General features: G+C 60.6%; 22 protein-coding genes and 1 tRNA gene. 14 read left to right on the forward strand and 9 right to left on the reverse strand.

The features are described 5' to 3' along the window. The first annotated feature begins 1 nt into the window (after position 1). From ACI3GR_RS00170 to ACI3GR_RS00180, 3 genes are all read left to right on the forward strand, one after another. Positions 2 to 808 carry a DUF1365 domain-containing protein gene (locus ACI3GR_RS00170; RefSeq protein WP_407491708.1) on the forward strand — a complete coding sequence of 269 codons (807 nt, stop codon included), beginning with the start codon at positions 2 to 4 and terminating at the stop codon, positions 806 to 808. Then, positions 805 to 1,536: an SDR family NAD(P)-dependent oxidoreductase gene (locus tag ACI3GR_RS00175; protein ID WP_407491710.1), complete on the forward strand. Its 732-nt coding sequence runs from the start codon at positions 805 to 807 to the stop codon at positions 1,534 to 1,536. The genes ACI3GR_RS00170 and ACI3GR_RS00175 overlap by 4 nt, the downstream gene beginning before the upstream one ends. A gap of 87 nt (positions 1,537 to 1,623) precedes the next feature. After that, positions 1,624 to 2,823: a hydantoinase/carbamoylase family amidase gene (locus tag ACI3GR_RS00180; protein WP_407491713.1), complete on the forward strand. Its 1,200-nt coding sequence runs from the start codon at positions 1,624 to 1,626 to the stop codon at positions 2,821 to 2,823. 80 nt (positions 2,824 to 2,903) lie between these two features. On the opposite strand, the gene ACI3GR_RS00185 is transcribed toward ACI3GR_RS00180, so the two are convergent. Further along, positions 2,904 to 3,608, reverse strand: coding sequence for a response regulator transcription factor (locus ACI3GR_RS00185; RefSeq protein WP_407491715.1), 705 nt, complete (start codon positions 3,606 to 3,608; stop codon positions 2,904 to 2,906). Beyond that, a complete protein-coding gene (locus ACI3GR_RS00190) occupies positions 3,605 to 5,518 on the reverse strand; it encodes a PAS-domain containing protein (RefSeq protein WP_407491719.1) in 1,914 nt (637 codons plus the stop codon). The genes ACI3GR_RS00185 and ACI3GR_RS00190 overlap by 4 nt, the downstream gene beginning before the upstream one ends. Positions 5,519 to 5,719: 201 nt before the next feature. On the opposite strand from ACI3GR_RS00190, the gene ACI3GR_RS00195 reads away from it, so the two are divergent. The 9 genes from ACI3GR_RS00195 (at position 5,720) to ACI3GR_RS00235 (ending at position 16,848) form a co-directional block, all read left to right on the forward strand. Then, entirely contained in the window at positions 5,720 to 7,693 is a 1,974-nt protein-coding gene (locus tag ACI3GR_RS00195; RefSeq protein ID WP_407491722.1) for an AMP-binding protein, read from the forward strand. A 12-nt stretch (positions 7,694 to 7,705) separates the two neighbouring features. Further along, positions 7,706 to 8,524, forward strand: coding sequence for an ABC transporter ATP-binding protein (locus tag ACI3GR_RS00200; RefSeq protein WP_407491725.1), 819 nt, complete (start codon positions 7,706 to 7,708; stop codon positions 8,522 to 8,524). Between the two features lie 35 nt (positions 8,525 to 8,559). After that, positions 8,560 to 9,546, forward strand: a complete 987-nt coding sequence (locus ACI3GR_RS00205; RefSeq protein WP_407491727.1) for a branched-chain amino acid ABC transporter permease — start codon at positions 8,560 to 8,562, stop codon at positions 9,544 to 9,546. Positions 9,547 to 9,548: 2 nt separating this feature from the next. Continuing rightward, positions 9,549 to 9,764 (forward strand): hypothetical protein, encoded by a 216-nt coding sequence (locus tag ACI3GR_RS00210; RefSeq protein WP_407491730.1) that lies wholly within the window; start codon positions 9,549 to 9,551, stop codon positions 9,762 to 9,764. 1 nt (position 9,765) lies between these two features. After that, positions 9,766 to 10,842 (forward strand): branched-chain amino acid ABC transporter permease, encoded by a 1,077-nt coding sequence (locus tag ACI3GR_RS00215; protein WP_407491732.1) that lies wholly within the window; start codon positions 9,766 to 9,768, stop codon positions 10,840 to 10,842. An 86-nt stretch (positions 10,843 to 10,928) separates the two neighbouring features. After that, the gene (locus ACI3GR_RS00220) at positions 10,929 to 12,212 is read left to right on the forward strand and encodes an ABC transporter substrate-binding protein (RefSeq protein ID WP_407491735.1); all 1,284 of its coding nucleotides are present in this window, start codon (positions 10,929 to 10,931) and stop codon (positions 12,210 to 12,212) included. 62 nt (positions 12,213 to 12,274) lie between these two features. Beyond that, complete coding sequence (locus ACI3GR_RS00225) at positions 12,275 to 13,099, forward strand: ABC transporter ATP-binding protein (RefSeq protein ID WP_407491738.1); 825 nt, start codon at positions 12,275 to 12,277, stop codon at positions 13,097 to 13,099. Positions 13,100 to 13,159: 60 nt separating this feature from the next. Then, complete coding sequence (locus ACI3GR_RS00230) at positions 13,160 to 14,377, forward strand: phenylacetate--CoA ligase family protein (protein ID WP_407491741.1); 1,218 nt, start codon at positions 13,160 to 13,162, stop codon at positions 14,375 to 14,377. Positions 14,378 to 14,490: 113 nt separating this feature from the next. Beyond that, positions 14,491 to 16,848 (forward strand): mechanosensitive ion channel domain-containing protein, encoded by a 2,358-nt coding sequence (locus ACI3GR_RS00235; RefSeq protein WP_407491744.1) that lies wholly within the window; start codon positions 14,491 to 14,493, stop codon positions 16,846 to 16,848. A 118-nt stretch (positions 16,849 to 16,966) separates the two neighbouring features. On the opposite strand, the gene ykgO is transcribed toward ACI3GR_RS00235, so the two are convergent. Both ykgO and ACI3GR_RS00245 read right to left on the reverse strand, forming a co-directional pair. Then, positions 16,967 to 17,092 carry a type B 50S ribosomal protein L36 gene (ykgO, locus tag ACI3GR_RS00240; protein ID WP_007255499.1) on the reverse strand — a complete coding sequence of 42 codons (126 nt, stop codon included), beginning with the start codon at positions 17,090 to 17,092 and terminating at the stop codon, positions 16,967 to 16,969. A gap of 82 nt (positions 17,093 to 17,174) precedes the next feature. Further along, a tRNA-Val gene (locus ACI3GR_RS00245) sits at positions 17,175 to 17,249 on the reverse strand. Between the two features lie 147 nt (positions 17,250 to 17,396). Between ACI3GR_RS00245 and ACI3GR_RS00250 the strand changes: the two genes are divergently transcribed. Continuing rightward, a complete protein-coding gene (locus ACI3GR_RS00250) occupies positions 17,397 to 18,257 on the forward strand; it encodes an N-formylglutamate amidohydrolase (protein ID WP_407491748.1) in 861 nt (286 codons plus the stop codon). 147 nt (positions 18,258 to 18,404) lie between these two features. Here the strand turns inward: ACI3GR_RS00250 and ccoP are convergent, their stop codons facing one another. From ccoP to ccoN, 4 genes are read right to left on the reverse strand one after another with little or no spacing between them, the layout of a single operon-like run. Further along, on the reverse strand, positions 18,405 to 19,274 hold the full coding sequence (gene ccoP, locus ACI3GR_RS00255; protein ID WP_407491749.1) for a cytochrome-c oxidase, cbb3-type subunit III: 870 nt from the start codon (positions 19,272 to 19,274) through the stop codon (positions 18,405 to 18,407). Between the two features lies 1 nt (position 19,275). Then, positions 19,276 to 19,470, reverse strand: coding sequence for a cbb3-type cytochrome c oxidase subunit 3 (locus ACI3GR_RS00260; RefSeq protein WP_407491751.1), 195 nt, complete (start codon positions 19,468 to 19,470; stop codon positions 19,276 to 19,278). A gap of 10 nt (positions 19,471 to 19,480) precedes the next feature. After that, positions 19,481 to 20,209: a cytochrome-c oxidase, cbb3-type subunit II gene (ccoO, locus tag ACI3GR_RS00265; protein WP_407491752.1), complete on the reverse strand. Its 729-nt coding sequence runs from the start codon at positions 20,207 to 20,209 to the stop codon at positions 19,481 to 19,483. A gap of 12 nt (positions 20,210 to 20,221) precedes the next feature. Beyond that, entirely contained in the window at positions 20,222 to 21,826 is a 1,605-nt protein-coding gene (gene ccoN / locus ACI3GR_RS00270) for a cytochrome-c oxidase, cbb3-type subunit I (RefSeq protein ID WP_407491753.1), read from the reverse strand. A gap of 247 nt (positions 21,827 to 22,073) precedes the next feature. On the opposite strand from ccoN, the gene ACI3GR_RS00275 reads away from it, so the two are divergent. After that, positions 22,074 to 22,913, forward strand: a complete 840-nt coding sequence (locus tag ACI3GR_RS00275) for a universal stress protein (RefSeq protein ID WP_407491755.1) — start codon at positions 22,074 to 22,076, stop codon at positions 22,911 to 22,913. Between the two features lie 282 nt (positions 22,914 to 23,195). Here ACI3GR_RS00275 and fnrL read toward each other — a convergent pair whose 3' ends face one another. Further along, positions 23,196 to 23,942, reverse strand: coding sequence for a transcriptional regulator FnrL (gene fnrL / locus ACI3GR_RS00280; RefSeq protein WP_407491756.1), 747 nt, complete (start codon positions 23,940 to 23,942; stop codon positions 23,196 to 23,198). Between the last annotated feature and the right edge of the window lie 28 nt (positions 23,943 to 23,970).

Consider the following 23,970-nt stretch of genomic DNA (forward strand, 5'->3'; position numbering starts at 1 on the left):
CATGACGGCACAACAGCCATATCTGCTGACGGGCCACACGTGGCACGGGCGCAAAGGTGCGATCAAAAACGCCTTTCGCTATGGCGTCGACTACGTCTTGCTGGATGCCGAGGCTGATCTGAAAACCCCAAGCCTGTTTTCCCGCAACGCCGGTAACATCGTGTCACTGCACGACAGCGACCATGGCGGCGCGCCCAAGCAGGGCAAGGGGGCGGCTTGGGTGCGGGATGTCCTGCGCACCCATGCATTGCCCGCCCCGGACCGCATCCGCCTGCTGACCCAGCCGCGCGTGTGGGGGCACGTGTTCAATCCGGTCAGCTTCTGGCTGTGTGAAAACGCCAGCGGTCAGACCACCGCGATCATTGCCGAGGTGACGAACACCTTCGGCGATCGCCATTCGTACCTTTGCACCACGGATGGCCCGATCGCCAAAGACAGCGATATCAAGGTGCGGAAGGTGATGCATGTCTCTCCGTTCCAGCCACAGACGGGGTCATATGCCTTTCGCTTTGACCTGAGTGACGACCGGATCGGCATCAAGATCGACTATGGCCGCGACGGTGGCGGCGTGATTGCCACGCTGGTGGGTGATCTGACGCCGATGACGAACGCGGGCCTGTTGCGTGCGATGATCCGTCGCCCGTTTGGGTCTTTGCGCGTTCTGGCACTGATCCATTGGCAGGCGGTCAAGCTGAAGGTTAAAGGCGCCCGTTATCGCCCACGGCCCGCGCCCCCGACGACCGAAATGACGCCGCAGGAACCCGCACGATCCGCCCCGCGTTTGTCCCCTGAAACGGAGGCGACATGAGCGACTGGCAGAACAAAACCTATTGGCTGATCGGGGCCAGCGACGGATTGGGCGCGGCCTTGGCCAAGGAAATGTCCAAGGCGGGCGTCGAAGTTATCCTGTCGGCCCGCAGCGAAGATGCGTTGAACGACCTCGCCTCTGACCTGCCGACCAAGGCACGTGTTCTGCCGTTGGACGTTACCGACCGGGACGCCGTGCGCAAGGCAGCCGAAGATGTGGGTGATATCGATGGCATGGTCTATTTGGCCGGGGCTTACTGGCCCTTCGGCGCGGACGACTGGGATGACGACAAAGCCCAGACGATGGCTGACGTCAACTTTGGCGGTGTCATGCGGCTGGTCGGCGCAGTCCTGCCCGGCATGAAGGAACGCGGGCGCGGCCACATCGTCCTGACCGGGTCGCTGACCGCTTATGGCGGATTGCCCGGCGCGGCCCCTTACGTCTCGACTAAGGCGGGGATCATGGCGCTGGCGGAAAGCCTGCGCTGCGATCTGCATGACACGGACATCAAGGTGCAACTGGTGAACCCCGGCTACATCCGAACGCGCCTGACTGATAAAAACGATTTCGCAATGCCCGGGATCATGGACCCGGAGCCTGCGGCGAAAATCTTTTTCGACCACATGAAGACCAACCGGTTTTCCCGCGCGTTCCCGACCTGGTTTTCGCTGGTCTTCCGCGGTGCGCGTTTCCTGCCGGACTGGGCCTACTTCAAGCTGTTCGGCTGACACAAAGCAGTTCCCGGCGGTCTGCTTGCAGGGCGACGCGGGCTCAGGCACTCTTGTCTGAAACCCCGTCAATTCTGAAAGCCCGCCATGCTGCCCGTCAATCCAGACCGTTTCCTTGCCGACCTTCACCACCTGCGCAGCATCGGCGCCTCTGGCGTGGGTAAGGGCGTCGTACGCCCCGCGTTTTCAGACCCTGACATAACCGCCCGCAAGTGGCTGGCCGATCAATACCGCGATATCGGTCTAGAGGCGCGATTTGATCCCACCGGCACCGTCTGGGGACTGGCCGAGGGCAAATCGCTTCTGATCGGTTCTCACTCTGACACTCAGCCCGAAGGCGGTTGGTTGGATGGCGCCCTAGGCGTGATCTGCGGTCTGGAACTGGCGCGCGCGGGTGCAGAGGCCGGGGTGCCCATTTCGACCGTGTCCTTTCAGGACGAGGAGGGCCGTTTCGGCGTCACCACAAGCAGCCGCATCTGGGGTGGTCTGACGTCGCTGGAAGATGCGGATCAGCTGACCGATACGCAGGGGATCACCTTCGCCGACGCGCGGTCCAGACTGTCTGACGTGATGGGGGATTTCCCCGACCCGTCGCGGTTCAAAGGGTTCATCGAATGCCATATCGAACAGGGCCCGTGGCTGGACAAGGCGGGCGAAGCCGCGGGTATTGTCAGCGGCATCGTCGGCATCCGTGACATGCGGATCACCTTCACCGGCGAACAGAACCATGCGGGCACGACCCCAATGCACATGCGCAAAGACGCCTTCCGCGGATTGCTACGGTATCAAGAGCTGATCGCCGACCGTTTCCGCAACCTCGTGGTGCCAGAAACCGTCTGGACCACCGGCCATGTGGAACTGCACCCGGGGTCACATTCGATCGTGCCGGGGCGGTGTACCTTTTCGATGCAGTGGCGTGATGGGGACAAACAGCGGTTGAAACAGATGGAAGAGGTTGTGCGCCTTTCGATTGACGATGTGGCAAGCGAGTTGGGGCTGAAAGCGTCGACGTCTGACATGCTGGGGATCGACCCTGTGCCGATGGACGACGGATTTCAGGCCGCGCTGGCCCGAGGGGCCGAGGCCGAAGCCCCCGGCAAATGGCGCAAAATGCCTTCTGGTGCGCTGCACGACGCGGCCTCTGTCGCCGCGCACATGCCGGTTGCCATGCTATTCGTGCCGTCAATCAACGGTATCAGCCACGCCTTCGAAGAAGACACGGCCGAAGACGATTTGGTCACCGGCCTGAAGATCCTTGCACATGCCGCAGAAGAGCTCGGCCGCTAGGATCACCCTCTTGCTGAAAATTTCCAGCTCTGCGCGACCTTCCGTCCGCAGGTCCACGCATACTCAACGTGGCGCCACGCTCAGCTCCATTTGACGTCGCCCAGAAAGATATACCCGGCCCCATAGATCGTTTTGATCAAGCGCGGGTTTTTCGGGTCTTCGCGCAATTTCGTCCGCAGACGGGAAATGCGCACATCCATTGCGCGGTCAAAACTGTCGCCCGCGCCGCCGCCCAGAACCTCTTGCATCACAGCGCGGGAAATCAGCCGCTTGGGGCGTTCCAAAAACAGGCGCAGCACCTCACCTTCGGCGTGGGAAAACGGCACCTCTTCGCCCGCGGTATCCTCTAGCGCGAAACGGTCGAAATGCGCGGTCCAGCCCGCGAATTGCGCTGTCTGGGAAGACGCAGCCGCCGTTCTTTCCTGCCGCAGTCGCGCACGCACCCGCGCGACGACCTCGGCCGGATCGAAGGGTTTGATGATGTAGTCGTCGGCGCCAAGCTCCAGCCCCGTGACCTTGTCCTGCACCTGCGCCCGACCCGAGATGATGATGACCCGCGCGCCTTTTTCCAGCGCAAGCCTATGGATCAGCGTCAGCCCGTCACGGTCTGGCAGGGACAGATCCAGAAGGCACAGATCGGGGGTGATCGATTGCAGCGCCGCTTCAAACTCGGTGGCTCGGGAAAATCCCAACGTGCGATATCCGCTGTCCTCTAGGGCGGCAGCCAGCATCGACCGGATCTCCGGCTCGTCATCCAAGATCGTGACAAGGGGGGCTTGGGTCATTCTGGCAGGACTCCGTGGCCAAGAAGGTAAGACAGGTCTGATGGCTTGAAGGGCTTGCGCAGAACAGGCGTCCGCTGGGCCGCGCTTACATGTAGCGGATGATCGGGCCTAAGCGACGTCATCATGTAACAAGGCGGTGCATCATCAGGCAAGCTGTCGAACAGATCGATACCCGTCAGGTGCCCTTCCAAGGAAATATCCGTCAGCACCAGCGTCAGGCCAGGCACCTGCGTGACCAGCGACCGCGCCTCATCCACGCTGGCGGCTTCGATCACCGAATAGCCATCGGCCCGCAGCATGGCGCGCACATTTTGGCGCAGGTCCGGGCTATCCTCGACCAACAGCGCCAGCCCCGGAGAGGACGCCGCCTGCGCCCGCCGCCACGGCAGCATCAGCGACACCCAGCCGCCAACCTTGCCGTTGCCGATCTTCATGCGTCCGCCGACCAACTGGGTCATGTCATAGACCGTCGACAGGCCCAGCCCCGTGCCATTGTCCCCCTTGGTGGTGAAAAAGGGATCCAGCGCATGTTCCAGCGCGGCGGCGGAAAAACCGGTGCCGTCGTCGGCAACCGTCAGGTCCAGCCACGTGTCTTGAATATTGCGCGCCGTCAGGGTGATCTGTCCATGGTCGCGATCCTGACTGGCCACAGCATCCTTGGCGTTCAGGATCAGGTTCAACAGGCTGTCCTGCAACATCGACACATCCAGCATCAGCCGCGCGCCATCGGTTTGGTCATTGATGGTCAGACGCGCGCGATCCCCAAGGGTCGGCCCGGCCAGTGTCGCCAATTCATCCAGAAACGCCCCCAGATCGACGGGTGCGGGGGCTGGTGTGCGATCGGCGGTCATCTTGGCCAAGCCGTTCAACAGATCGCCCCCACGATGGGCCGCAGCGACGGTGGCATCGATCAGCTTTTGTGCCTCGGGGTCGGTATTCATCGCCGCCAGCCGCGATTGCGTGCCAAGGATGATCGTCAGCAGGTTTGAGAAGTCATGCGCCATGCCACTGGTGACCTGCGCCGCCAGCTGCCGCCGCCGGGATTGCGCCAGCGCGGCGCGTGTCTGGCTTTCTTCGGTGATGTCCATCGACAGGATGTAGGCCCCGCCCGCGCCATCGGGCGTCAGTGCTGTCCTGATCCGGCGCGACGATGCTTCGTCCGTGAATTCAAACACGGAGGAGCGGCCGTCGAAGGCCTGCTCCACGTAAGGTTTCACCGCCATATAGGCCTGCGCGCCCAGCACGTCCGCCATATGCAGGCCAAGGATGTTCGATGGCCGCCCCGGCATGACCGAAGACAGGCGGCGGTTCGAATATGAATAGGTAAGGTTCGACTCCAGATGCGCGATATGGGCGGGCATCATTTCCGTCGTCATCCGGGTGCGCGCTTCCATCCGGGTCAACTCGCGCCGCGCCTCTTCTAGTGCTGCATTGGTGGCCTGCAGCTTACGGTTGGTGGCGGCCAAATCCTCGGCATGGTTGAGCAATTGGCCAGAAAGCTCTTCGGACCGGGCGCGCAGAAGGTTTTCTTGTCGTTTGATGTCGGTGATGTCGGTGTAGACGGTCACCCAGCCACCCTGCGGCAGGGGCGCCCCCTCGACCGAGATGACGCGGCCATTCGCGCGGGTGCGTTCAAAATAATGCGGCTGGAAGGTACGGGCCTGATCCACCCTTTCGCGGATCGCGGCTTCGACATCGTCGACGGGCCCGTATTCCCCGCATTCGATCAGATGTCGGATCGAGTCCTCAAAGCTTGCGCCCGTCTTGGTCAGTTTCGCTGGCAGAGAGAACATCGACTGGAACTGCTGGTTCGAAAGCACCAGACGCAGGTCTTCGTCATAGATGGAAAGCGCCTGTTGGATTAGGTTCAGGCCAGCACGGGTCAAACTATCGTGCGCCTTGAAATCCATACCTCACCCCCTGCAAACCCCCGCAAGATCTAGCAGTTCCCACCGCGCCTGAAAAGCACGGGCTAGGCTGTTACAATTCGTTACATTTCGGAAATGATGCCGCAAAACTTCGCGGTGAGTCCTAGGGGCATACCCCGGTAAACGGGGATTCGCCGAAAGGCGGCTGGTGTGAGGAGACACCAGGGAATGGGAGGAGATAGTATGGCACCTGCGTCTGGGGACGCGGGCGGGTTCGTGTCGATACCGGCACTGCTTGACCGCAACGCACAGCAGTTTGGCACCAAAGCGGCCTATCGCGAAAAAGAATTCGGGATCTGGCAAACGTGGTCTTGGGCCGAAGCGCGCGAAGAAATCCGCAATCTGGCGTTGGGCCTGATTAACCTAGGCGTGACCAAGGGCGATTTCGTTGCCATCATCGGGTCCAACCGACCGCACCTTTACTGGTCGATGGTGTCGGCCCAGATGGTTGGTGCGGTGCCCGTGCCCATCTACCAAGACAGTTCCGCAGAAGAGATGGCCTATGTGCTGGATCACTGCGGCGCGCGGTTCATCATCGCCGAGGATCAGGAACAGGTCGATAAGGTGCTGGAGGTCAAAGATCAGCTGACCCAGTTCGAACACCTGATCTATCTCGACCCGCGCGGGCTGCGGAAATACGACCACTCGCGTCTGCACGAATATTCCCACGTTCAGGAAACCGGACACGGCCTGCGTGACGAACTGACCCCAGAATTGGACCGCCGCCAGTCCGCCATCACCTACGACGACATCTGCGTGATGCTTTATACCAGCGGCACCACCGGCAAGCCCAAGGGCGTGGTCCTGTCCAACCGTAACATCATCGAAACCTCCATCGCCTCGTCCGAGTTCGACAAACTGGGCAAGGGTGAAGAGGTTTTGGCCTATCTGCCGATGGCCTGGGTGGGCGATTTCATCTTCTCGATCGGGCAGGCCTATTGGACCGGTTTCTGCGTCAACTGCCCGGAAAGCGAAGACACGCTGATCACCGACCTGCGCGAAATCGGTCCGACCTATTACTTTGCCCCGCCGCGCGTGTTCGAGACGCAGCTGACCAACGTCATGATCCGGATGGAAGACAGCACCCGGATGAAGAAATGGCTGTTCAACACCTACATGGCGCACGCCCGCAAAGTGGGCGGCGATATTCTGGATGGCAAATCCGTCAGCCTGATGGATCGTCTGAAATACAAGCTGGGCGAGTTGTTCATTTACGGTCCTTTGAAAAACACCCTTGGCCTTAGCCGCGTGCGCGTCGGCTATACCGCCGGGGAAGCCATCGGACCCGAGATCTTCAGCTTCTACCGCTCACTCGGGATTAACCTGAAACAGCTTTATGGTCAGACCGAAGCGGGCGTGTTCATCACCCAGCAGCCCGATGGTGAAGTGCGCGCCGATACCGTTGGCGTCCCGTCGCCGGGGGTCGAGGTCAAGATCGCCGATACCGGAGAGGTGTTCTATCGCTCTCCGGGCGTCTTCGTCGAATATTACAAGAACCCCGAAAGCACCGCGTCGACCAAGGATGCCGAAGGCTGGGTTGCCACCGGCGATGCAGGCTTTTTTGAGCCTGACACCGGACACCTGCGGATCATCGACCGCGCCAAGGATGTGGGCAAGATGGCCGATGGCGCCATGTTCGCGCCCAAGTATGTTGAAAACAAACTGAAGTTTTATCCCAACATTCTGGAAGCCGTGGTCTTTGGCGCAGGTCGCGACCGCTGCTGCGCCTTTATCAACATCGATCTCAGCGCTGTCGGCAACTGGGCCGAACGCAACAACATCGCCTATTCCAGCTATCAGGAACTGGCCGGTCATCCGCAGGTCATGGCGGCAATCCAAGAGCATGTCGAAGAGGTCAACGCCAGCGTTGCCGAGGATGAGATGCTGTCCGGCTGCCAAATCCATCGCTTCCTGATCCTGCATAAGGAACTGGACGCGGACGACGGCGAAATGACCCGGACCCGTAAGGTCCGTCGGCGGATCATCGAAGAGAAGTACCACGATCTAATCACCGCGCTTTACGACGGGTCCGAAACGATCTCGACCAAGACCGAAGTGACCTATGAGGACGGGCGCAAGGGCTACATCTCGGCCACGCTTGAGTTGCGCGACGCCAAGGTCGTGCCGGTTCAGACCAAGCCCATCGCGGCAGAATAAGGGGGGCTGGTCATGTTGGATCAATCCGAAGGCTACACCACCGCAGACGGCCGCAAAATCGGCGGCGTCGTGATGGAAATGAAGAACATCACCCTGCGCTTCGGCGGCGTGGTGGCGATCAAGGACATCAGCTTCGACATCCGCGAGGGCGAAATCCGCGCCATCATCGGTCCGAACGGCGCGGGCAAATCCTCGATGCTGAACGTCATCTCGGGCTTCTACATCCCGCAGGAAGGCGAGGTGCTGTATCACGGCAAACCGCGTCCGCAGATGAAGCCCTATCAGGTCGCGCGTCAGGGCATCGCCCGGACCTTCCAGAACATTGCATTGTTCGAAGGCATGACCGTTCTGGACAACGTGATGACGGGCCGCCTGAACAACATGAAGACAGGCATCTTCAGTCAGGCGATCTGGAAGGGGAAAGCCGAGAAGGAAGAAGTTGAGAACCGCGAAGTCGTTGAAAAGGTTATCGACTTTTTGGAAATCCAGAACATCCGCAAGACGCCTGTCGCGCGCCTGCCGTACGGCCTGAAGAAACGCGTCGAACTGGCCCGCGCGCTGGCGGCGGAGCCGTCGCTGCTGTTGTTGGACGAACCGATGGCGGGGATGAACGTCGAAGAAAAAGAGGACATGAGCCGCTTTATCCTCGACGTGAATGACGAATTTGGCACCACCATCGCGCTGATCGAACACGACATGGGTGTGGTCATGGACCTGTCCGACCGAGTGGTCGTGATGGATTACGGCAAAAAGATCGGCGACGGCACGCCCGACGAGGTGCGCAACAATCAGGCCGTCATCGACGCCTATCTGGGGGTGGCCCATGACTGATCTGACCCCGACACCCGCATTCAAGGAGGCCCGCAATGCCTGACCAGCTTCTTTTCGGAACCGAGGTCTTTTTGAACGGCCTCATGGCCGGGGTTCTTTATGCCCTCGTCGCGCTTGGCTTCGTGCTGATCTACAAGGCCTCTGGCATCTTCAACTACGCTCAGGGCGTGATGGCGCTGTTCGCGGCGCTGACCCTTGTGGGCATCATGGAAGGGCAGGTTCCCTTCAGCCACCTGATCAACGCGGTCTTCGGGACCGAGGTGCATCACTTTGGCTGGCATCTTCCAGCCTTTGTCGGGATCGTGCTGACCATCGGCGTCATGGTGGCGCTGGCGTGGCTGGTGAACAACCTGATCATGCGGCATCTGGTTAACCAAGAACCGATCATCCTGTTCATGGCGACCATCGGTCTGGCCTACTTCATGGAAGGTCTAGGCGACCTGATGTGGGGCGCGGATATCAAGAAGCTGGATGTCGGTCTGCCGCAGGGTATCAACACCTTCATCGATGAAACCACGTTCAACGCCTTTGGCTACGGCTTCTTTATCGACAACCTCGATATCTGGGCGACGGTGATCGCGGCGATCCTTGTGGTCGCGCTGATGATCTTCTCTCAGTACACCAAACAGGGCCGCGCGCTGCGCGCCGTGGCGGACGATCACCAGGCCGCGCTGTCTGTCGGCATCTCGCTGAACTTTATCTGGGTTCTGGTTTGGTCCATCGCTGGCTTCGTCGCGCTGGTTGCGGGGATCATGTGGGGTGCCAAGTCCGGTGTTCAGTTCTCCTTGTCGCTGATCGCGCTGAAGGCCCTACCGGTTCTGATGCTTGGCGGCTTTACCTCGATCCCCGGCGCCATCGTTGGCGGCCTGATCATCGGTGTGGGTGAGAAACTGTTCGAATTTGCCATCGGCCCGCTGGTCGGCGGCGCGACCGAGAACTGGTTCGCCTATGTGCTGGCCCTTCTGTTCCTCGTCTTCCGGCCACAGGGTCTGTTCGGCGAGAAGATCATCGAAAGGGTCTGACGATGAAGACGCTTGCCAATATCAACGTGCTGGCGTGGGCGACCTTCTGGGTCTTTGGCTTCCTCGCCGTGACCGAAAACCCGTCCAACGCCATGACTATGTCCGTCTATGCGCTGGTCGCCTTTGCGGGCCTTGCGACGGGCATCCGCTGCTACATCAAGATTTGCCGGATCGGTGATGCTCTCGCCCCCCGGCCCACCCAAATGAACGAGGTCTGACATGTTTTACCGCGAAGCAGGTGAATTCAAGACATCATATGTCGACGATAACCAGACCTTTCCGATCCGGTTCGACCGCTGGCGCTATTACTTTGTGCTGTTCGTGGCCTTCTGCGTCATTCCGTTCATCATTAACGACTATTGGGCGAACGCCGTTCTGCTGCCCTTCCTGATCTACGCCATCGCGGCGATCGGTCTGAACATCCTTGTGGGCTATTGCGGGCAGGTGTCACTGGGCACCGGCGGGTTCATGGCTGTGGGGGCCTATGCCACCTACAAGCTGATGACCGCCTTCCCGGACATCAACCTCTTCTTCCACATCATCATCGCGGGTGCGATTACGGCTGTGGTCGGCGTGCTCTTCGGCCTGCCTTCGCTTCGGATCAAGGGCTTCTACCTCGCCGTGGCAACGCTGGCGGCACAGTTCTTCCTTGTGTGGCTCTTCAACCGGGTGCCGTGGTTCTACAACTACTCGGCCTCGGGTCAGATCAACGCGCCCGAGCGTACCGTCTTTGGCTATGCCGTGTCTGGCCCCGCCAGCGAACCCTGGGCTGTCTACCTGTTCTGTCTGGTCTTCACCGTAGCCAGCGCGATCATCGCCCGTAACCTGACCCGCGGCACCGTGGGCCGGAAGTGGATGGCGATCCGTGACATGGACATCGCGGCGGAAATCATCGGGGTGAACCCGCTGGCCTCCAAACTGACCGCCTTTGCCGTGTCGTCGTTCTTTGTCGGTATCGCAGGCGCGCTCTTTTTCGCCAACTACCTTGGCGCGGTCGAAGTGGGCGAGGTCTACGGCATCAACAAGTCGTTCCTTGTGCTCTTCATGATCATCATCGGCGGCCTTGGGTCCATCTTCGGCAGCTTTGCCGGTGCAGCCTTCCTCGTGCTTCTGCCGGTTCTGCTTAAGAACCTGCTGGTGGGCACATTGGGCTGGCCCACCGATTTGGCGGCGCATCTGGAACTGATGATCGTCGGCCTTCTGATCATCGTGTTCCTGATCGCGGAACCGCACGGACTGGCGCAACTGTGGCGCGTCACCAAAGAGAAATTAAGGCTGTGGCCCTTCCCGCACTAAGGCGGGGCCGCGTCCAAAAAGACCGGGGGAGGAGGAGCCCCCGGCACCTAGAAACCATCGGATATATCAAGGGAGGAACCTGACCGATGAAAACCACCACCCTAATTACCGCAGCAGCGGCCGCCTTCATGGCCGCCGCCCCGGCGATGGCGGACCTGTTTATCCCCTCGCTGACCTATCGTTCCGGTCCCTATGCCGCAAACGGCATCCCGACCGCGGATGGTTATGCCGACTATTTCACCCTGCTGAACGAACGCGATGGCGGCATTGGCGGCGCGAAGGTTGTCTTTGAAGAATGCGAAACCGGCTACAACACCGAAAAAGGTGTGGAATGCTACGAGGCGCTGAAATCCAAGAACCCGCTGACCATCCACCCCTGGTCCACCGGCATCACCTACCAGCTGATCCCCAAGGCGACGGCTGACGGCATTCCGGTGCACTCGGTCGGCTATGGCCGGACCTCTGCCAAGAACGGCGAAGTCTTCCGCTGGGTCTTTAACTATCCTGCGAACTACTGGGACGGCGCAAGCCACGCGGTCAGCCACATGCTGGAGCAAGAGGGCGATCTGAACGGCAAAAAAGTCGCGCTGGTCTACCACAACTCTGCCTTCGGTAAGGAACCGATCCGCACCCTGGAAGAGCTGGGCAAAATCCACGGCTATGAACTGGTCCTGCTGCCCGTCGACCACCCCGGTCAGGAACAAAAGTCCCAGTGGCTGCAAATCCGCCGCGAGCGTCCCGACTATGTCGTGATGTGGGGCTGGGGCGTGATGAACCAGGTCGCCGTGCAGGAAGCGGTGAACATCCGGTATCCGATGGACCATTTCATCGGCATCTGGTGGTCCGGGTCTGAAAACGACGTGAAGCCCGCAGGCGAAGGCGCCAACGGCTACAAGGCGCTGACCTTCAACGGTCTGGATAAAGACTATCCGATCTTTGACGATCTGAAGCAGTACGTGCACGACGCCGGTAAAGGCGCAGGCGCTGGCGATCAGGTTGGCACGGTGCTGTACATGCGCGGCCTTTATTCTGCTCTGATGACCGCCGAGGCGATCAAGAAGGCGCAGGAAATCCACGGCACGCCCGACGTGACGCCCGCCATGGTGCGTGACGGCTATGAAGCCCTGGAAATCACCCAGGCGACCTACGAAGAACTGGGCCTGCCGGGCTTTGGCCCCGACATCAAAGGGTCCTGCCAGAACCACGGCGGTCAGGGTCTTGGTGCCGTGTCCCAGTGGGATGCTGCAGCAGGTCAGTTCACGCTGATCACCGACTACATCCAGTCCAATCAGGACGTGATCCAGCCGCTGATCGACGCGGATTCGACCGCCTACGCGGAAGAAAACGGCATCACGCCGGGCTGCGATTAATCTAACCCCGCTCCGGCCCCCATGGGCCGGAGCACACCGCCCTTTTGCAAGAGGATCCCCAGATGCTGGATGCCGGACAAACCCAGGAAAAGTTGCTGGAAGTCAACAATATCGAGGTCATCTACAACCACGTGATCCTCGTGCTGAAAGGCGTATCCCTTTCCGTACCCAAAGGCGGCATCACCGCCCTGCTGGGCGGCAACGGTGCGGGCAAGACGACCACCCTGAAGGCCGTGTCGAACCTGCTGCACTCCGAACGGGGTGAGGTCACCAAGGGCACCATCACCTATCGCGGTGAACGTGTCGCCCACCTTGATCCGGCCGCGCTGGTGAAAAAGGGTGTGATTCAGGTGATGGAAGGGCGCCATTGCTTTGAACACCTCACCGTCGAAGAAAATCTGCTGACGGGCTCTTACACGCGGGGTGCCTCCAAGGGCGATATCGATGCGGATCTGGACCTCGTCTACCAATACTTCCCGCGCCTGAAGGAACGCCGCAAATCGCAGGCAGGATATACCTCGGGCGGGGAACAGCAGATGGTGGCCATCGGGCGCGCGATCATGTCCCGGCCGGAAACCGTGCTGTTGGACGAACCGTCGATGGGTCTGGCCCCGCAGCTCGTGGAACAGATCTTCGGCATCGTCAAAGACCTGAACGAAAAGGAAGGTCTGACCTTCCTGCTGGCTGAACAGAACACCAACGTCGCCCTGCGATTTGCGCATTACGGCTACATTCTGGAATCCGGCCGCATCGTGATGGACGGCCCTGCGGCCGAGCTTCGTGAAAACCCGGATGTGAAAGAATTCTACCTTGGCATGTCCGACGAAGGGCGTAAGTCGTTCCGGGATGTCCGCTCGTACCGTCGTCGCAAGCGTTGGCTGAGCTAAGACATGCTGCACCGCCTGCAGACCGGCACGGATGAGGCATCGGATAAAGGACCGCGCAAGATGAGTCATTTCGATACATTGGAAACCCGCAGTGCGGACGAACGCGCCCGCGCCATCGCGGACGAACTTCCGCGCCAGATCGAAGCGGCGCAGGCCCTGTCGGGCTATGCCGGATCGCTGTCCGACGTCGATGCGTCGTCGATCACCAGCGTGGCGGATCTGGCCAAGTTGCCAGTGTTGCGGAAATCCGATCTGGGTGCGGCGCAGAAAGCAAATCCGCCGTTTGGCGGGCTGACGACGCTGAAAACCAGCGGCTTCGCGCATGTGTTCCAATCCCCAGGCCCGATTTATGAGCCGGGCGGCATGGGCCACGACTGGTGGCGCATGGGGCGGTTCCTGCATGCGGCGGGGATCGGCAAGGGCGACATCGTCCAGAACTGTTTCGGCTATCACCTGACCCCTGCCGGTATGATCTTTGAAAACGGCGCACGGGCCGTCGGCGCGGCTGTACTGCCCGCCGGCACCGGTCAGACCGAACTGCAGGCGCAGGCGGCGCATGACATTGGTTGCACGGCTTACGCGGGTACGCCGGATTACCTCAAGGTGATCTTGGATAAAGCGGATGAGATGGGCCTGCCCCTGAAAATCATGCGCGCCGTTGTGGGGGGCGGGGCGCTGTTCCCATCCTTGCGTCAGGAATACGCCGATCGCGGCATCGCCTGCCTGCAAAGCTACGCCACCGCTGATCTGGGCAACATCGCGTATGAATCCGACGCGATGGAAGGCATGATCGTCGATGAAGGCGTCATCGTCGAAATCGTCACCCCCGGTACCGGTGATCCGGTCGAACCGGGACAGGTGGGCGAAGTGGTCGTGACCACCCTCAATCCCGATTACCCGCTGATCCGCTTTGCCACGGGCGACATGTCCGCGGTGATGGAGGGGACCAGCCCCTGCGGACGCACCAACATGCGGATCAAGGGCTGGATGGGCCGTGCGGACCAGACCACCAAGATCAAGGGCATGTTCGTGCGCCCTGAACAGGTCGCCCAGCTTGTCGCGAAACACGACGATATCAAGCGCGCCCGCGTGCTGGCCCAACGCGAAGGCGAAGCCGACGTGATGGTCGTCCAACTGGAAACCGATGCCGGCGATGCCACAGCCTATCAGTCGTCCATCGCGGATGTGCTAAAGCTGAAGGGCCGGGTCGAATTGGTGGCGCCGGGCACGCTTCCGAACGATGGCAAGGTGATCGAAGACCAGCGCAGCTACGACTAGGCCGTGCCAAAGGCTAAAGCCCGGGGTTTCAAGACAATACCTTGAAACCCCGTTGCTTGTTCTATTTTGTTCCCGGAACCCTACGACCGGGCAAATATCGGGACAGCCTTACTATGCGATCACTACTTACCGCCCTGCTGATGACTTTGTTGCTACCGCTTCAGGTCCTTGCGCAGGACGCCGCCGCCGACACCTCGACCGAAGCGGGGGCTGAAACAAGCGGCGAACAATCCTCGCTAGAACTGCTGTTGAATGTCATCGAAGACGATACAGCGCGGGCCCAGCTGATCGACCAGCTGAAGGCCGCCGGTGCCGAAGCCACGGCCACCCCCGATCAGATTGTCGAGACCTTGGCCGACGGCACCCCGCCGTCCGAAAATCTGTCTTTCGGTCGCCGTATCGCCATCATCACGCAAGAAGCGGCAGAAGGTATCGCCAACAGCGCCACCGCGGCGTGGTCGCAGCTTGGCCGGTCCGGGTCCGTTCTGGACGGGCTAAGCGGCAATGAATTCAACGTTCTTCTGGATGCGCTGAAAGACTTGGCACTGGTGATCGCCGCCACGTTCATCGTGTTTCTTCTGCTGCGCCGTATGGGCAAGACGATCTACGCCCGCATGGGCGCGTCCGCCGCGGACGGCGGCTTCGCCCGTACCGGCGCGCTTTATGTGGCATCGGCCATTATTGATGCGCTGACGGTCATAATTGCTTGGGCTGCAGGCTATGCGATCGCGATTCTGGTGCTGGGGGAATTCGGGCAGATTGGTATTCGCCAGACGCTCTACCTTAACGCGTTCCTGCTGGTTGAAATGGCCAAAGTGGCGGTCCGACTGGTGCTGTCACCGGCGTCCACCAACCTGCGTCCGCTGCCCATCGGCGACCGCGCTGCGAAATACCTGACCACGCGCCTGAACTTTCTGATCGGGCTGGGCGGCTACGGCCAGTTGCTGATCGTGCCGATCATCAACGCCAACGCGTCCTATGCTGCGGGCCGGGCCATTTCGACGCTGATCGCCTTTGCGATCTTGGCCATCGCCGTCTACCTCGTCATTCGCAACCGCAAGGGCGTCGCAAACTGGATGCTGGGCGATCGGGACGTGGATCAACCCATCACGCACGCCGAAGGGCCCGTGGGCGAAACCATCGCCGACCCGCAGGCCGCCGTTGCGGCTGAAGGCATGACCGGTGACGACGGTGCGGCTGGCATGAGCCCTGCTTTGCGCGACGAACCCACGCCGCAGCGGCGCGGGGCGCTGCATTTCCTTGCCTCTCACTGGCATTGGCCCGCGCTGATCTATCTGCTGATCATGTTCCTGATCGTGCTGGTTCGCCCCGGCGACGCGGCCTTCCGGTCCTTCGTTGCCTCTGGGCAGGTGGCAGTGATCGGTCTGATTGGTCTGGCAGTCTCTGGCCTGATCAGCCGGGCGATGTCCCATGGGGTCATGCTGCCCGAAAACATCAATGCGCGGATGCCCCTGCTGGAAACCCGGCTGAACCGATTTGTCCCGCGCTTCCTGTTCCTTCTGCGGATCGTCATCGTCGCTATTGTTCTGGCCTTCGCCCTGAACGCTATCGACATGATCGACCTGCGTAGCTGGATGACCAGCCAGTTCGGCGCACAGATGACCAGCGCCTTCTTCTCGGTCTTTGCGATCCTTGCGGTAGCTTTCCTGATCTGGCTGGCGCTGACATCCTGGGTGGATTACCGGCTGAACCCCGAGTTTGGGCAGGTCGCCTCGGCCCGGGAACGCACGCTGCTGACCCTGCTGCGTAACGCGGCGACCATCGCGCTGGTGATCGTGACGATGATGTTCGTACTGGCCGAGATCGGCCTGGACATCGCGCCGCTTCTGGCCTCGGCCGGGGTGTTGGGTCTGGCGATTGGTTTCGGTGCCCAGAAAATGGTGCAGGACATCATCACCGGCATTTTCATCCAGTTTGAAAACGCGATGAACGTGGGTGACGTCGTGACCGTGGGCGGCACCACCGGCACGGTCGAACGCCTGACGATCCGGTCTGTATCGCTGCGAGACGTGGCAGGGGCTTTCCACATCATCCCGTTTTCGTCAGTCGACATGGTCACCAACTACATGCGTGATTTCGGGTACTTCGTCTGCGACATGGGCGTCGCCTATCGCGAGAACGTCGACGAGGTGAAGCAAGCCATGCTGGACGCCTTCGAAGAGCTACGGTCCGATCCCGATCAGGCCTCCAAGATCATGGCGGATCTGGAATGGTTCGGTCTGAATTCCTTTGGTGACAGCGCGGTTGTCTGTCGCGCCCGGGTCAAATGTATCCCCGGTGCGCAATGGGGCGTGGGCCGCGCCTATAACGAGGTGCTCAAGCGGGTGTTCGATGATCGGAACATCGAAATTCCCTTCCCGCATCAGACGATCTTTCTGGGCGAATCGAAGGACGGCAAGACCCAGACCTTCAAGATCGAAAGCGACGACGCCGATATCCAGACCGCCTAAGACGGTTCTTGTCCCCGCCCGAGGATGCCTCCGGCGGGGATATTTTTATCAAGCTGAAAGAGAAACGAAAAAGCCGCCCCCGAGGGAGCGGCTTTTCGATTTGGTCTGCCCGAAGTTCTTAGCCCTGGCGAGCTTTGAACTTACGCTGCGTCTTGTTGATCACATAGACGCGGCCTTTGCGGCGCACGACGCGACAATCGCGATGGCGCTGCTTCAGCGAGCGGAGCGAGTTACGGACCTTCATGGGCCATCTCCTTCTTCGCGGCGCGGCGAGCGCCTGATTCGCAATTTGACCCAAGGCTTTGCAGCCGGGGGCCAGTGAAACATGGTGGGCGGTACAAGGATCGAACTTGTGACCCCTTCGATGTCAACGAAGTGCTCTACCGCTGAGCTAACCGCCCATATGTCTGTGCAGGCCTTTGCCCCTTTAATCAAAAGGGGCGCGGGGTTCCCGCGCCAGTCCGCGTGTCTATAGTCAGAGTCGTGAGGGGGATCAAGCCTTTTGAAGCCGAAAGTTTTCAGTCTAAATACGGCTGAAGGATCGACGCATGACCATATCCGCTTTTGACCTCTATCTGCCTGACGCGCTGACCACCAGCGTGGTCTTTGCGTCGCCGCATTCCGGGCGTGCCTATCCGGCTGGTTTCCTACGCCGATCCATCCTTGATCACCGCATGATCCGGTCGTCCGAGGATGCTTTTGTGGACCGTTTGTTCAGTGCGGCGCCTGACGCTGGCGCACCGCTGCTGACGGCCCGCGTACCGCGGGCCTATGTCGATCTGAATCGTGGCGCGGATGAACTGGACCCGGCGGTGATCGAAAATATCCGCCGTCCTGCGCATAACCCCCGGGTCGCCTCTGGCCTTGGGGTGATTCCCCGCGTGGTGGCGAATGGTCGGCCCATCTATCGCGGTAAGCTGTCGCTGGAAGAAGCGCGGTTGCGGCTGGAGAGCTACTGGCACCCCTATCACGGCGCGCTGCAAGATCTTTTGACCAACGCGCGTCAGCAGTTCGGACAGGCGATTCTGATCGATTGCCATTCAATGCCGCACGAAGCCGTGGATTGCGTGGTCCGTGCAGGATCGACCCGTCCAGACGTGGTGCTGGGGGATCGGTTCGGCGCCTCTGCGTCCTCTGACATCGTGGACAGGGTAGAGCAGGCTTTGACCGACGCAGGGCTGACGGTGGCGCGTAACACGCCCTTTGCCGGGGCGTTCGTGACGCAGAACTACGGTCGCCCGTCGCGCGAACAGCACGCGCTTCAGATCGAAATCGACCGGGCGCTCTATATGGATGAACAGCGGATTGAGCCGCGCCCCGATTTTGCGGCGTTTCAGGCGTTGATGGCGGGGGTGGTCGCGCAGATTGCTGAAATCGGGCGCGGTGCGCTGCCTTTGGCCGCGGAATAGCGCCCCGATATATCCGAACCTAAAACGAAACAGCCCCCCGGAATGTCCGGGGGGCTGATCATGTTTGGCACCGGCGTTCAGGAAACGCGCGAACAGGACGAACGGTCCGGTGCCACCCCCCGTCGCCGGGGGGAAGCGAGGGCGAGGTTATTCCCCGCCGCCAAGCTGGTGCACATAGGCCGACACGGCGCGAATTTGCGCTTCGGTCAGGCGGTCGCCCCACGCCGGCATTTGGCCATAGCGAGAGTTCCAGACCGTTTCCTTGAGCGTGTCGAAATCCCCACCATAGAGCCAGATGGCATCCGTCAGGTTCGGCGCACCCTGGCCGCGGTCGCCCGTGCCGTCTTCCATGTGGCAGGAGGCGCAGTTTTCTTCAAACACGGTCGCGCCGTGATCGACCATCGACGCATCCCGCGGCGTGCCGGACAGCGACATGACGTAGTTCACGACCGCGTCGATATCGCCTTCTTCCAGCAGTTCGTCCCGACCAAAGGCAGGCATCTGCGACTGGCGCAGGTAGTCGCCTTCGGCGTCGGCGGGCTGACGGATACCGACGGTGATGGTTTCGTGGATGGTCTCAATATCGCCGCCCCACAGCCAGTCGTCGTCCAGCAGGTTGGGATAGCCCTTGGCACCGGCTGCACCCGATCCGTGACACTGTGCACACCAGGTCTTGAAGACCGCGCCGCCCGAGGACACCGCATAGGTTTGCAGATCGCCACCGGTGGTCAGCTTGGCCAGATCAACGCCCGCCAGTTGTTCGTTGATATTGGCGTTGGCGGCATTCACCGCGTCGATATCTGCGGCCACTTCGGCCCGGGTCGAATAGCCCAGAACACCAGCCGTTGCCCGGTTTACCAAGGGCCACGCCGGGTACATGACCGTGTAGATCACGCCCCAGACGATACAGGCGTAGAAGGTCCACAGCCACCAGCGGGGCAGGGGGGTGTTCAGTTCTTCGATACCGTCCCAGCTGTGACCGGTTGTGCCGTGCTTTTCTTTAAGGTCTTCGCTCATCTCAGGCCTCCTTTGCGACCTGTGCCGCGTCAGCAGCAGGCTTGGTTTCGTTCCGGAACGGGATGGATGCCGTGTCGCTGTAGGTCTTGCGGCTTCCCGGACGGAAGACCCAGAGGATCACCGCCACGAAGAAGGAGAAGAGCGCCAGCAGCATCCAGCTGTCCGCGAATTCCCGAAGGATGGAATAGGTGTCCATGATCGCCCCCTTACCGGCTTGCGTCGGGTGTGAAGGTCGAGAAATCGACCAGCGTACCGAGCATCTGGAGGTAGGCGATCAGGGCATCCATTTCGGACACACCGGGCCGACCGTCGAAGTTACGCACCTGAACCTTATCGCCATAGCGTTCCAGCAGGCCGTCGAAATCGGCTTCCGGGTCCGCTTGGGCTGCAAAGTCAGCCTGTGCAGCGTCCAGCATTTCTTCGGTATAAGGCACACCGACAAAGGCGTGGGTCGACATGATGTCCTGAATGTATTCGCCTTCAATCAGCGTGTTTTCCAGGAAACCGTATTTGGGCATCACCGATTCCGGCACAACCGACTGCGGATCGCGCAGGTGGTCGACGTGCCATTCGTCGGAATAGCGGCCGCCGACGCGGGCCAGATCAGGCCCGGTTCGCTTGGACCCCCACTGGAACGGGTGGTCGTACTTCGACTCCGCTGCCAGAGAGTAGTGTCCATACCGCTCTACCTCGTCGCGCATCGGGCGGATCATCTGGGAGTGGCAGACATAGCAGCCCTCCCGGATGTAAATGTCGCGCCCGGTGAGCTCCAGCGGGGTGTAGGGGCGCATGCCCTCTACATCCTCGATGGTGTTCTCCAGATAGAAGAGCGGAGCGATTTCGACGATGCCGCCGATCGTGACCACCGCGAAGGAGAAGGCGAGCAGTAGCGTCGCGTTCTTTTCCAGGATCTTGTGTTTTTCAAGAATTGCCATTGTCCTGTTTCCTTATTCCGCGGGCACGAGGCCGTTGTTGCTTTGAACCGCGGGTTGGCGCGTGACGGTCAGCCACAAGTTCACGCACATGATCACCGCACCGGCGAGGAACAGAACCCCACCCAGACCGCGCACCACGTACATCGGGAACTTGGCGGCAACCGTGTCGGCGAAAGAGTTCACGAGGAAACCGTTCGCATCCACTTCACGCCACATCAGGCCTTCCATGATGCCGGTCACCCACATGGACGCCGCGTAGAGAACGATGCCGATCGTGGCCAACCAGAAGTGCCAAGAGACCATCGAGAGGCTATAGAGCCGTTCGCGGTTCCAAAGTTTCGGCACGAGGAAGTAGAGTGCACCAAAGGTGATCATACCGTTCCAGCCAAGCGCGCCAGAGTGCACGTGACCAATGGTCCAGTCGGTGTAGTGGCTTAGCGAGTTCACGGCTTTGATGGACATCATCGGACCCTCAAAAGTCGACATGCCGTAGAAGCCAACTGCAATCACCATCATCCGGATCACCGGGTCGGTGCGCAGCTTGTCCCATGCGCCGGACAGCGTCATCAGACCGTTGATCATGCCACCCCAGCTGGGCATCCACAGCACGACCGAGAACACCATGCCAAGGGTCGAGGCCCAGTCAGGCAGCGCGGTGTAATGCAGGTGGTGCGGACCGGCCCAGATGTAGATGAAGATCAGGGCCCAGAAGTGGATGATCGACAGCTTGTAGGAATAAACCGGACGTTCGGCCTGTTTCGGGATGAAGTAGTACATCATGCCCAGAAAGCCTGCGGTCAGGAAAAAGCCCACCGCGTTGTGACCGTACCACCACTGCGTCATCGCATCCTGCACACCGGCCATCACCTGCACCGATTTCGACCCCCAGATCGACACCGGGATGGACAGGTTGTTCACCACGTGCAGCATGGCGACGGTCACGATGAACGACAGGTAGAACCAGTTCGCCACGTAGATGTGGCGCTCTTTCCGCATGATGATCGTGCCGAGGAAGACTGCCAGGTAAACCACCCAGACGATGGTCAGCCACAGGTCAACGTACCATTCCGGTTCGGCGTATTCCTTGGACTGCGATCCGCCCAGAACATAGGACAGCGCCGCCATGACGATGAACAGCTGGTAGCCCCAGAACACGAACCATGCTGCATTGCCGCCCCAAAGCCGCGTCGCCGAGGTGCGCTGCACCACGTAAAAAGATGTCGCCAGAAGAGCGTTGCCCCCAAACGCGAAAATCACCGCGCTGGTGTGCAGCGGGCGCAGGCGTCCAAAGTTCAGATAGCCCTGCGCCCATTCAAAGTTAAGCACCGGGAAAGCCAGCTGGAACGCGATCACGATCCCGACGAGGAACCCGACCACACCCCAGAAGGCCGTGGCAACCACCCCGAACCGGACCACACCGTCCATGTATTCACCGGACAAATCCGGTTTGGGCGTTTCATCGCCCGAGTTTTTAAGCGTCCACAGGAACAGGCCGCCAGCGGTCAGCATGACCACCAGCGCGTTCACCATATACGCAAGATCACGCGCGTAATTGGCTGCAATTGCCCCGAACAGGGCAATCAGGCCAAGCGCGATAAGCTTGAATGTATTCGTCATTTCGCGTCCCTTCGTCTGTCCTCTGCAGGCACGAATCCCCTGCATGTCGGAATGTCGACTGGCCGCTTTTTGAACGTCGGGCCGGGGACGGGCTTTGATCTGCGTCAAGATTTCTGAAATGCGTCGCGAAATATCTGTGCCAGATGCCCCTTTGCGATTTTCCGTCGCATTTGATCACGGTCAAAGCGGCGGATGGCGCCGTCGGGCTAGCCTTTGCGTCAGGACCATTTCCGCCAAGGAGGGCATCATGGCCATCAAGACCATTGCAACAATCCTGACCGACACGACTCTTGTGAAACCCGTACTCGACGCGGCGACGGCCCTTGCCGGTGCGGTCGATGCGCACCTCGATACGCTTTGTCTGGGCGTCGATCGCAGTCAGGTCGGCTATTATTACGCAGGCGCCAATGCGGTGATCCTGCAAGAAGCCATCTCTCGCGCCGGGGCCGAGGCTGAAGAGATCGAAGAGCTTGCCAAGCAGACGCTGGCGCTAAGCGACGTACGCTGGGGCACCGACACGGGCGTCGCCCAGATGGCCGATCTGGGACGTCATGTCGCCCAGCATGCAAGGTTCTCTGACCTCGTGGTGCTGCCGAAACCCTACGGCAAAGACCACGGCATCGAACTGGAACCGGTGGTCGAAGCTGCCATGTTCGAAGGCCGCGCCCCCGTGCTGATCGTGCCCGAGGCTGATCAGGTCGCAAAGTTGCCCACCAGCGCGCTGCTGTGCTGGAACGAAAGCCCCGAAGCACTGTCTGCCATCAAGGCGTCGCTGCCGCTGCTGGCCCATGTCGATCGTGTTCACGTGGCGATCATCGATCCGCCTGTGCATGGCCCCAACCGCTCTGACCCCGGCGGCTCTCTTGCCGCTTGGCTGGCCCGACATGGCGTGAAGGCCGAAATTGACGTGCTGGCTCGCACCGTACCGCGCGTATCCGACGTGATCCGCCGTCACGCGCAGGACACGAATGCCGAACTGGTCGTGATGGGCGCCTATGGCCATTCCCGGTTCCGCGAGGCGATCTTGGGCGGTGCGACCCGCAACATGCTAGAGGATACGACCATCCCGATCTTCATGGCGCACTAAGCGTCATGGTTTGCCGTCGGGGCCGCAGGCGACCCCGGCGGCAAAAGCCTTCGGCGAAGGTATTTATCAACCAGAAGAAGCAGGGGGGCGATCCATCCGGTCCACCCCCTGCCACGACGAGCAGGGGGCTTCTCCTGGTGCGGTCATCGGCACCTCTGCCTGTACCGCAATCTCAGGCTCGCTCGATTCTGGTTAACAGAACCTTGCTGATTTCTTCTGGTCGATAAATACCCTCGGGGGAGAGCGGCGCAGCCGCGAGGGGGCAGAGCCCCCAACTCCGGATCAGTCCAGCATGCCGCCGTCGCTGTCGTCGCCTGCTTCTTCCAGCAGACGCTCCATATCCGGTATGGTCACGTGGCGCTTGCCTTCCAGCAGGATCACCCCGTCCCGTTTCAGGGCAGAGATCTGACGGCTGACCGTTTCCAGCGTCAGTCCCAGATAATCCGCCATCGCCTCTCGGGTCAGCGGAAGGTCAAAGACCAAAGGACCGGTTGCCGCGTTCAGATGCAGTGACGCATCCCGGCGCGCGATAATGGCCAGCAGCGATGCGATCTTTTCCCGCGCCGTTTTACGGCCCAGAACCAGCATCCATTCCCGCGCGGCATCCAACTCGTCGAGCGTCATCTGCAGCAGGCGCTGCGCGATATGCGGAGTTGTCTCCATCATCTGTTCGAACGGCTTCTTGCGGAAACAGCACATTACCACATCCGTGGTGGCCACGACGTCATAGGCCGCGCCATCACGACCCGGGCGGCCCACGAAATCCGAGGGAAGCAAAAGGCCGACCATCTGCGTCCGGCCGTCTTCCATCGTCTGGGTCAGCGTCGCGATGCCTGACACGACCGAACCAACGAAATCCATCCGGTCACCAGACCAGATGATGTGCTGACCGGCTTCGAAGGTGCGGTAATACTTGATCTCTTCCAGCGCTTCCAATTCGTCGGATTCGCAGCGCGCGCAGACAGCACGGTGCCGGATCGGACATGATTCACAGTGAATGTGATCGCTCAGGGCGCTTTCTAACAACATGATCGGAACCGATTGATCTGAGTCAAAG

Origin of the sequence: Pseudooceanicola aestuariicola (assembly GCF_045763785.1) — a bacterium.
Taxonomy (GTDB): domain Bacteria; phylum Pseudomonadota; class Alphaproteobacteria; order Rhodobacterales; family Rhodobacteraceae; genus Pseudooceanicola.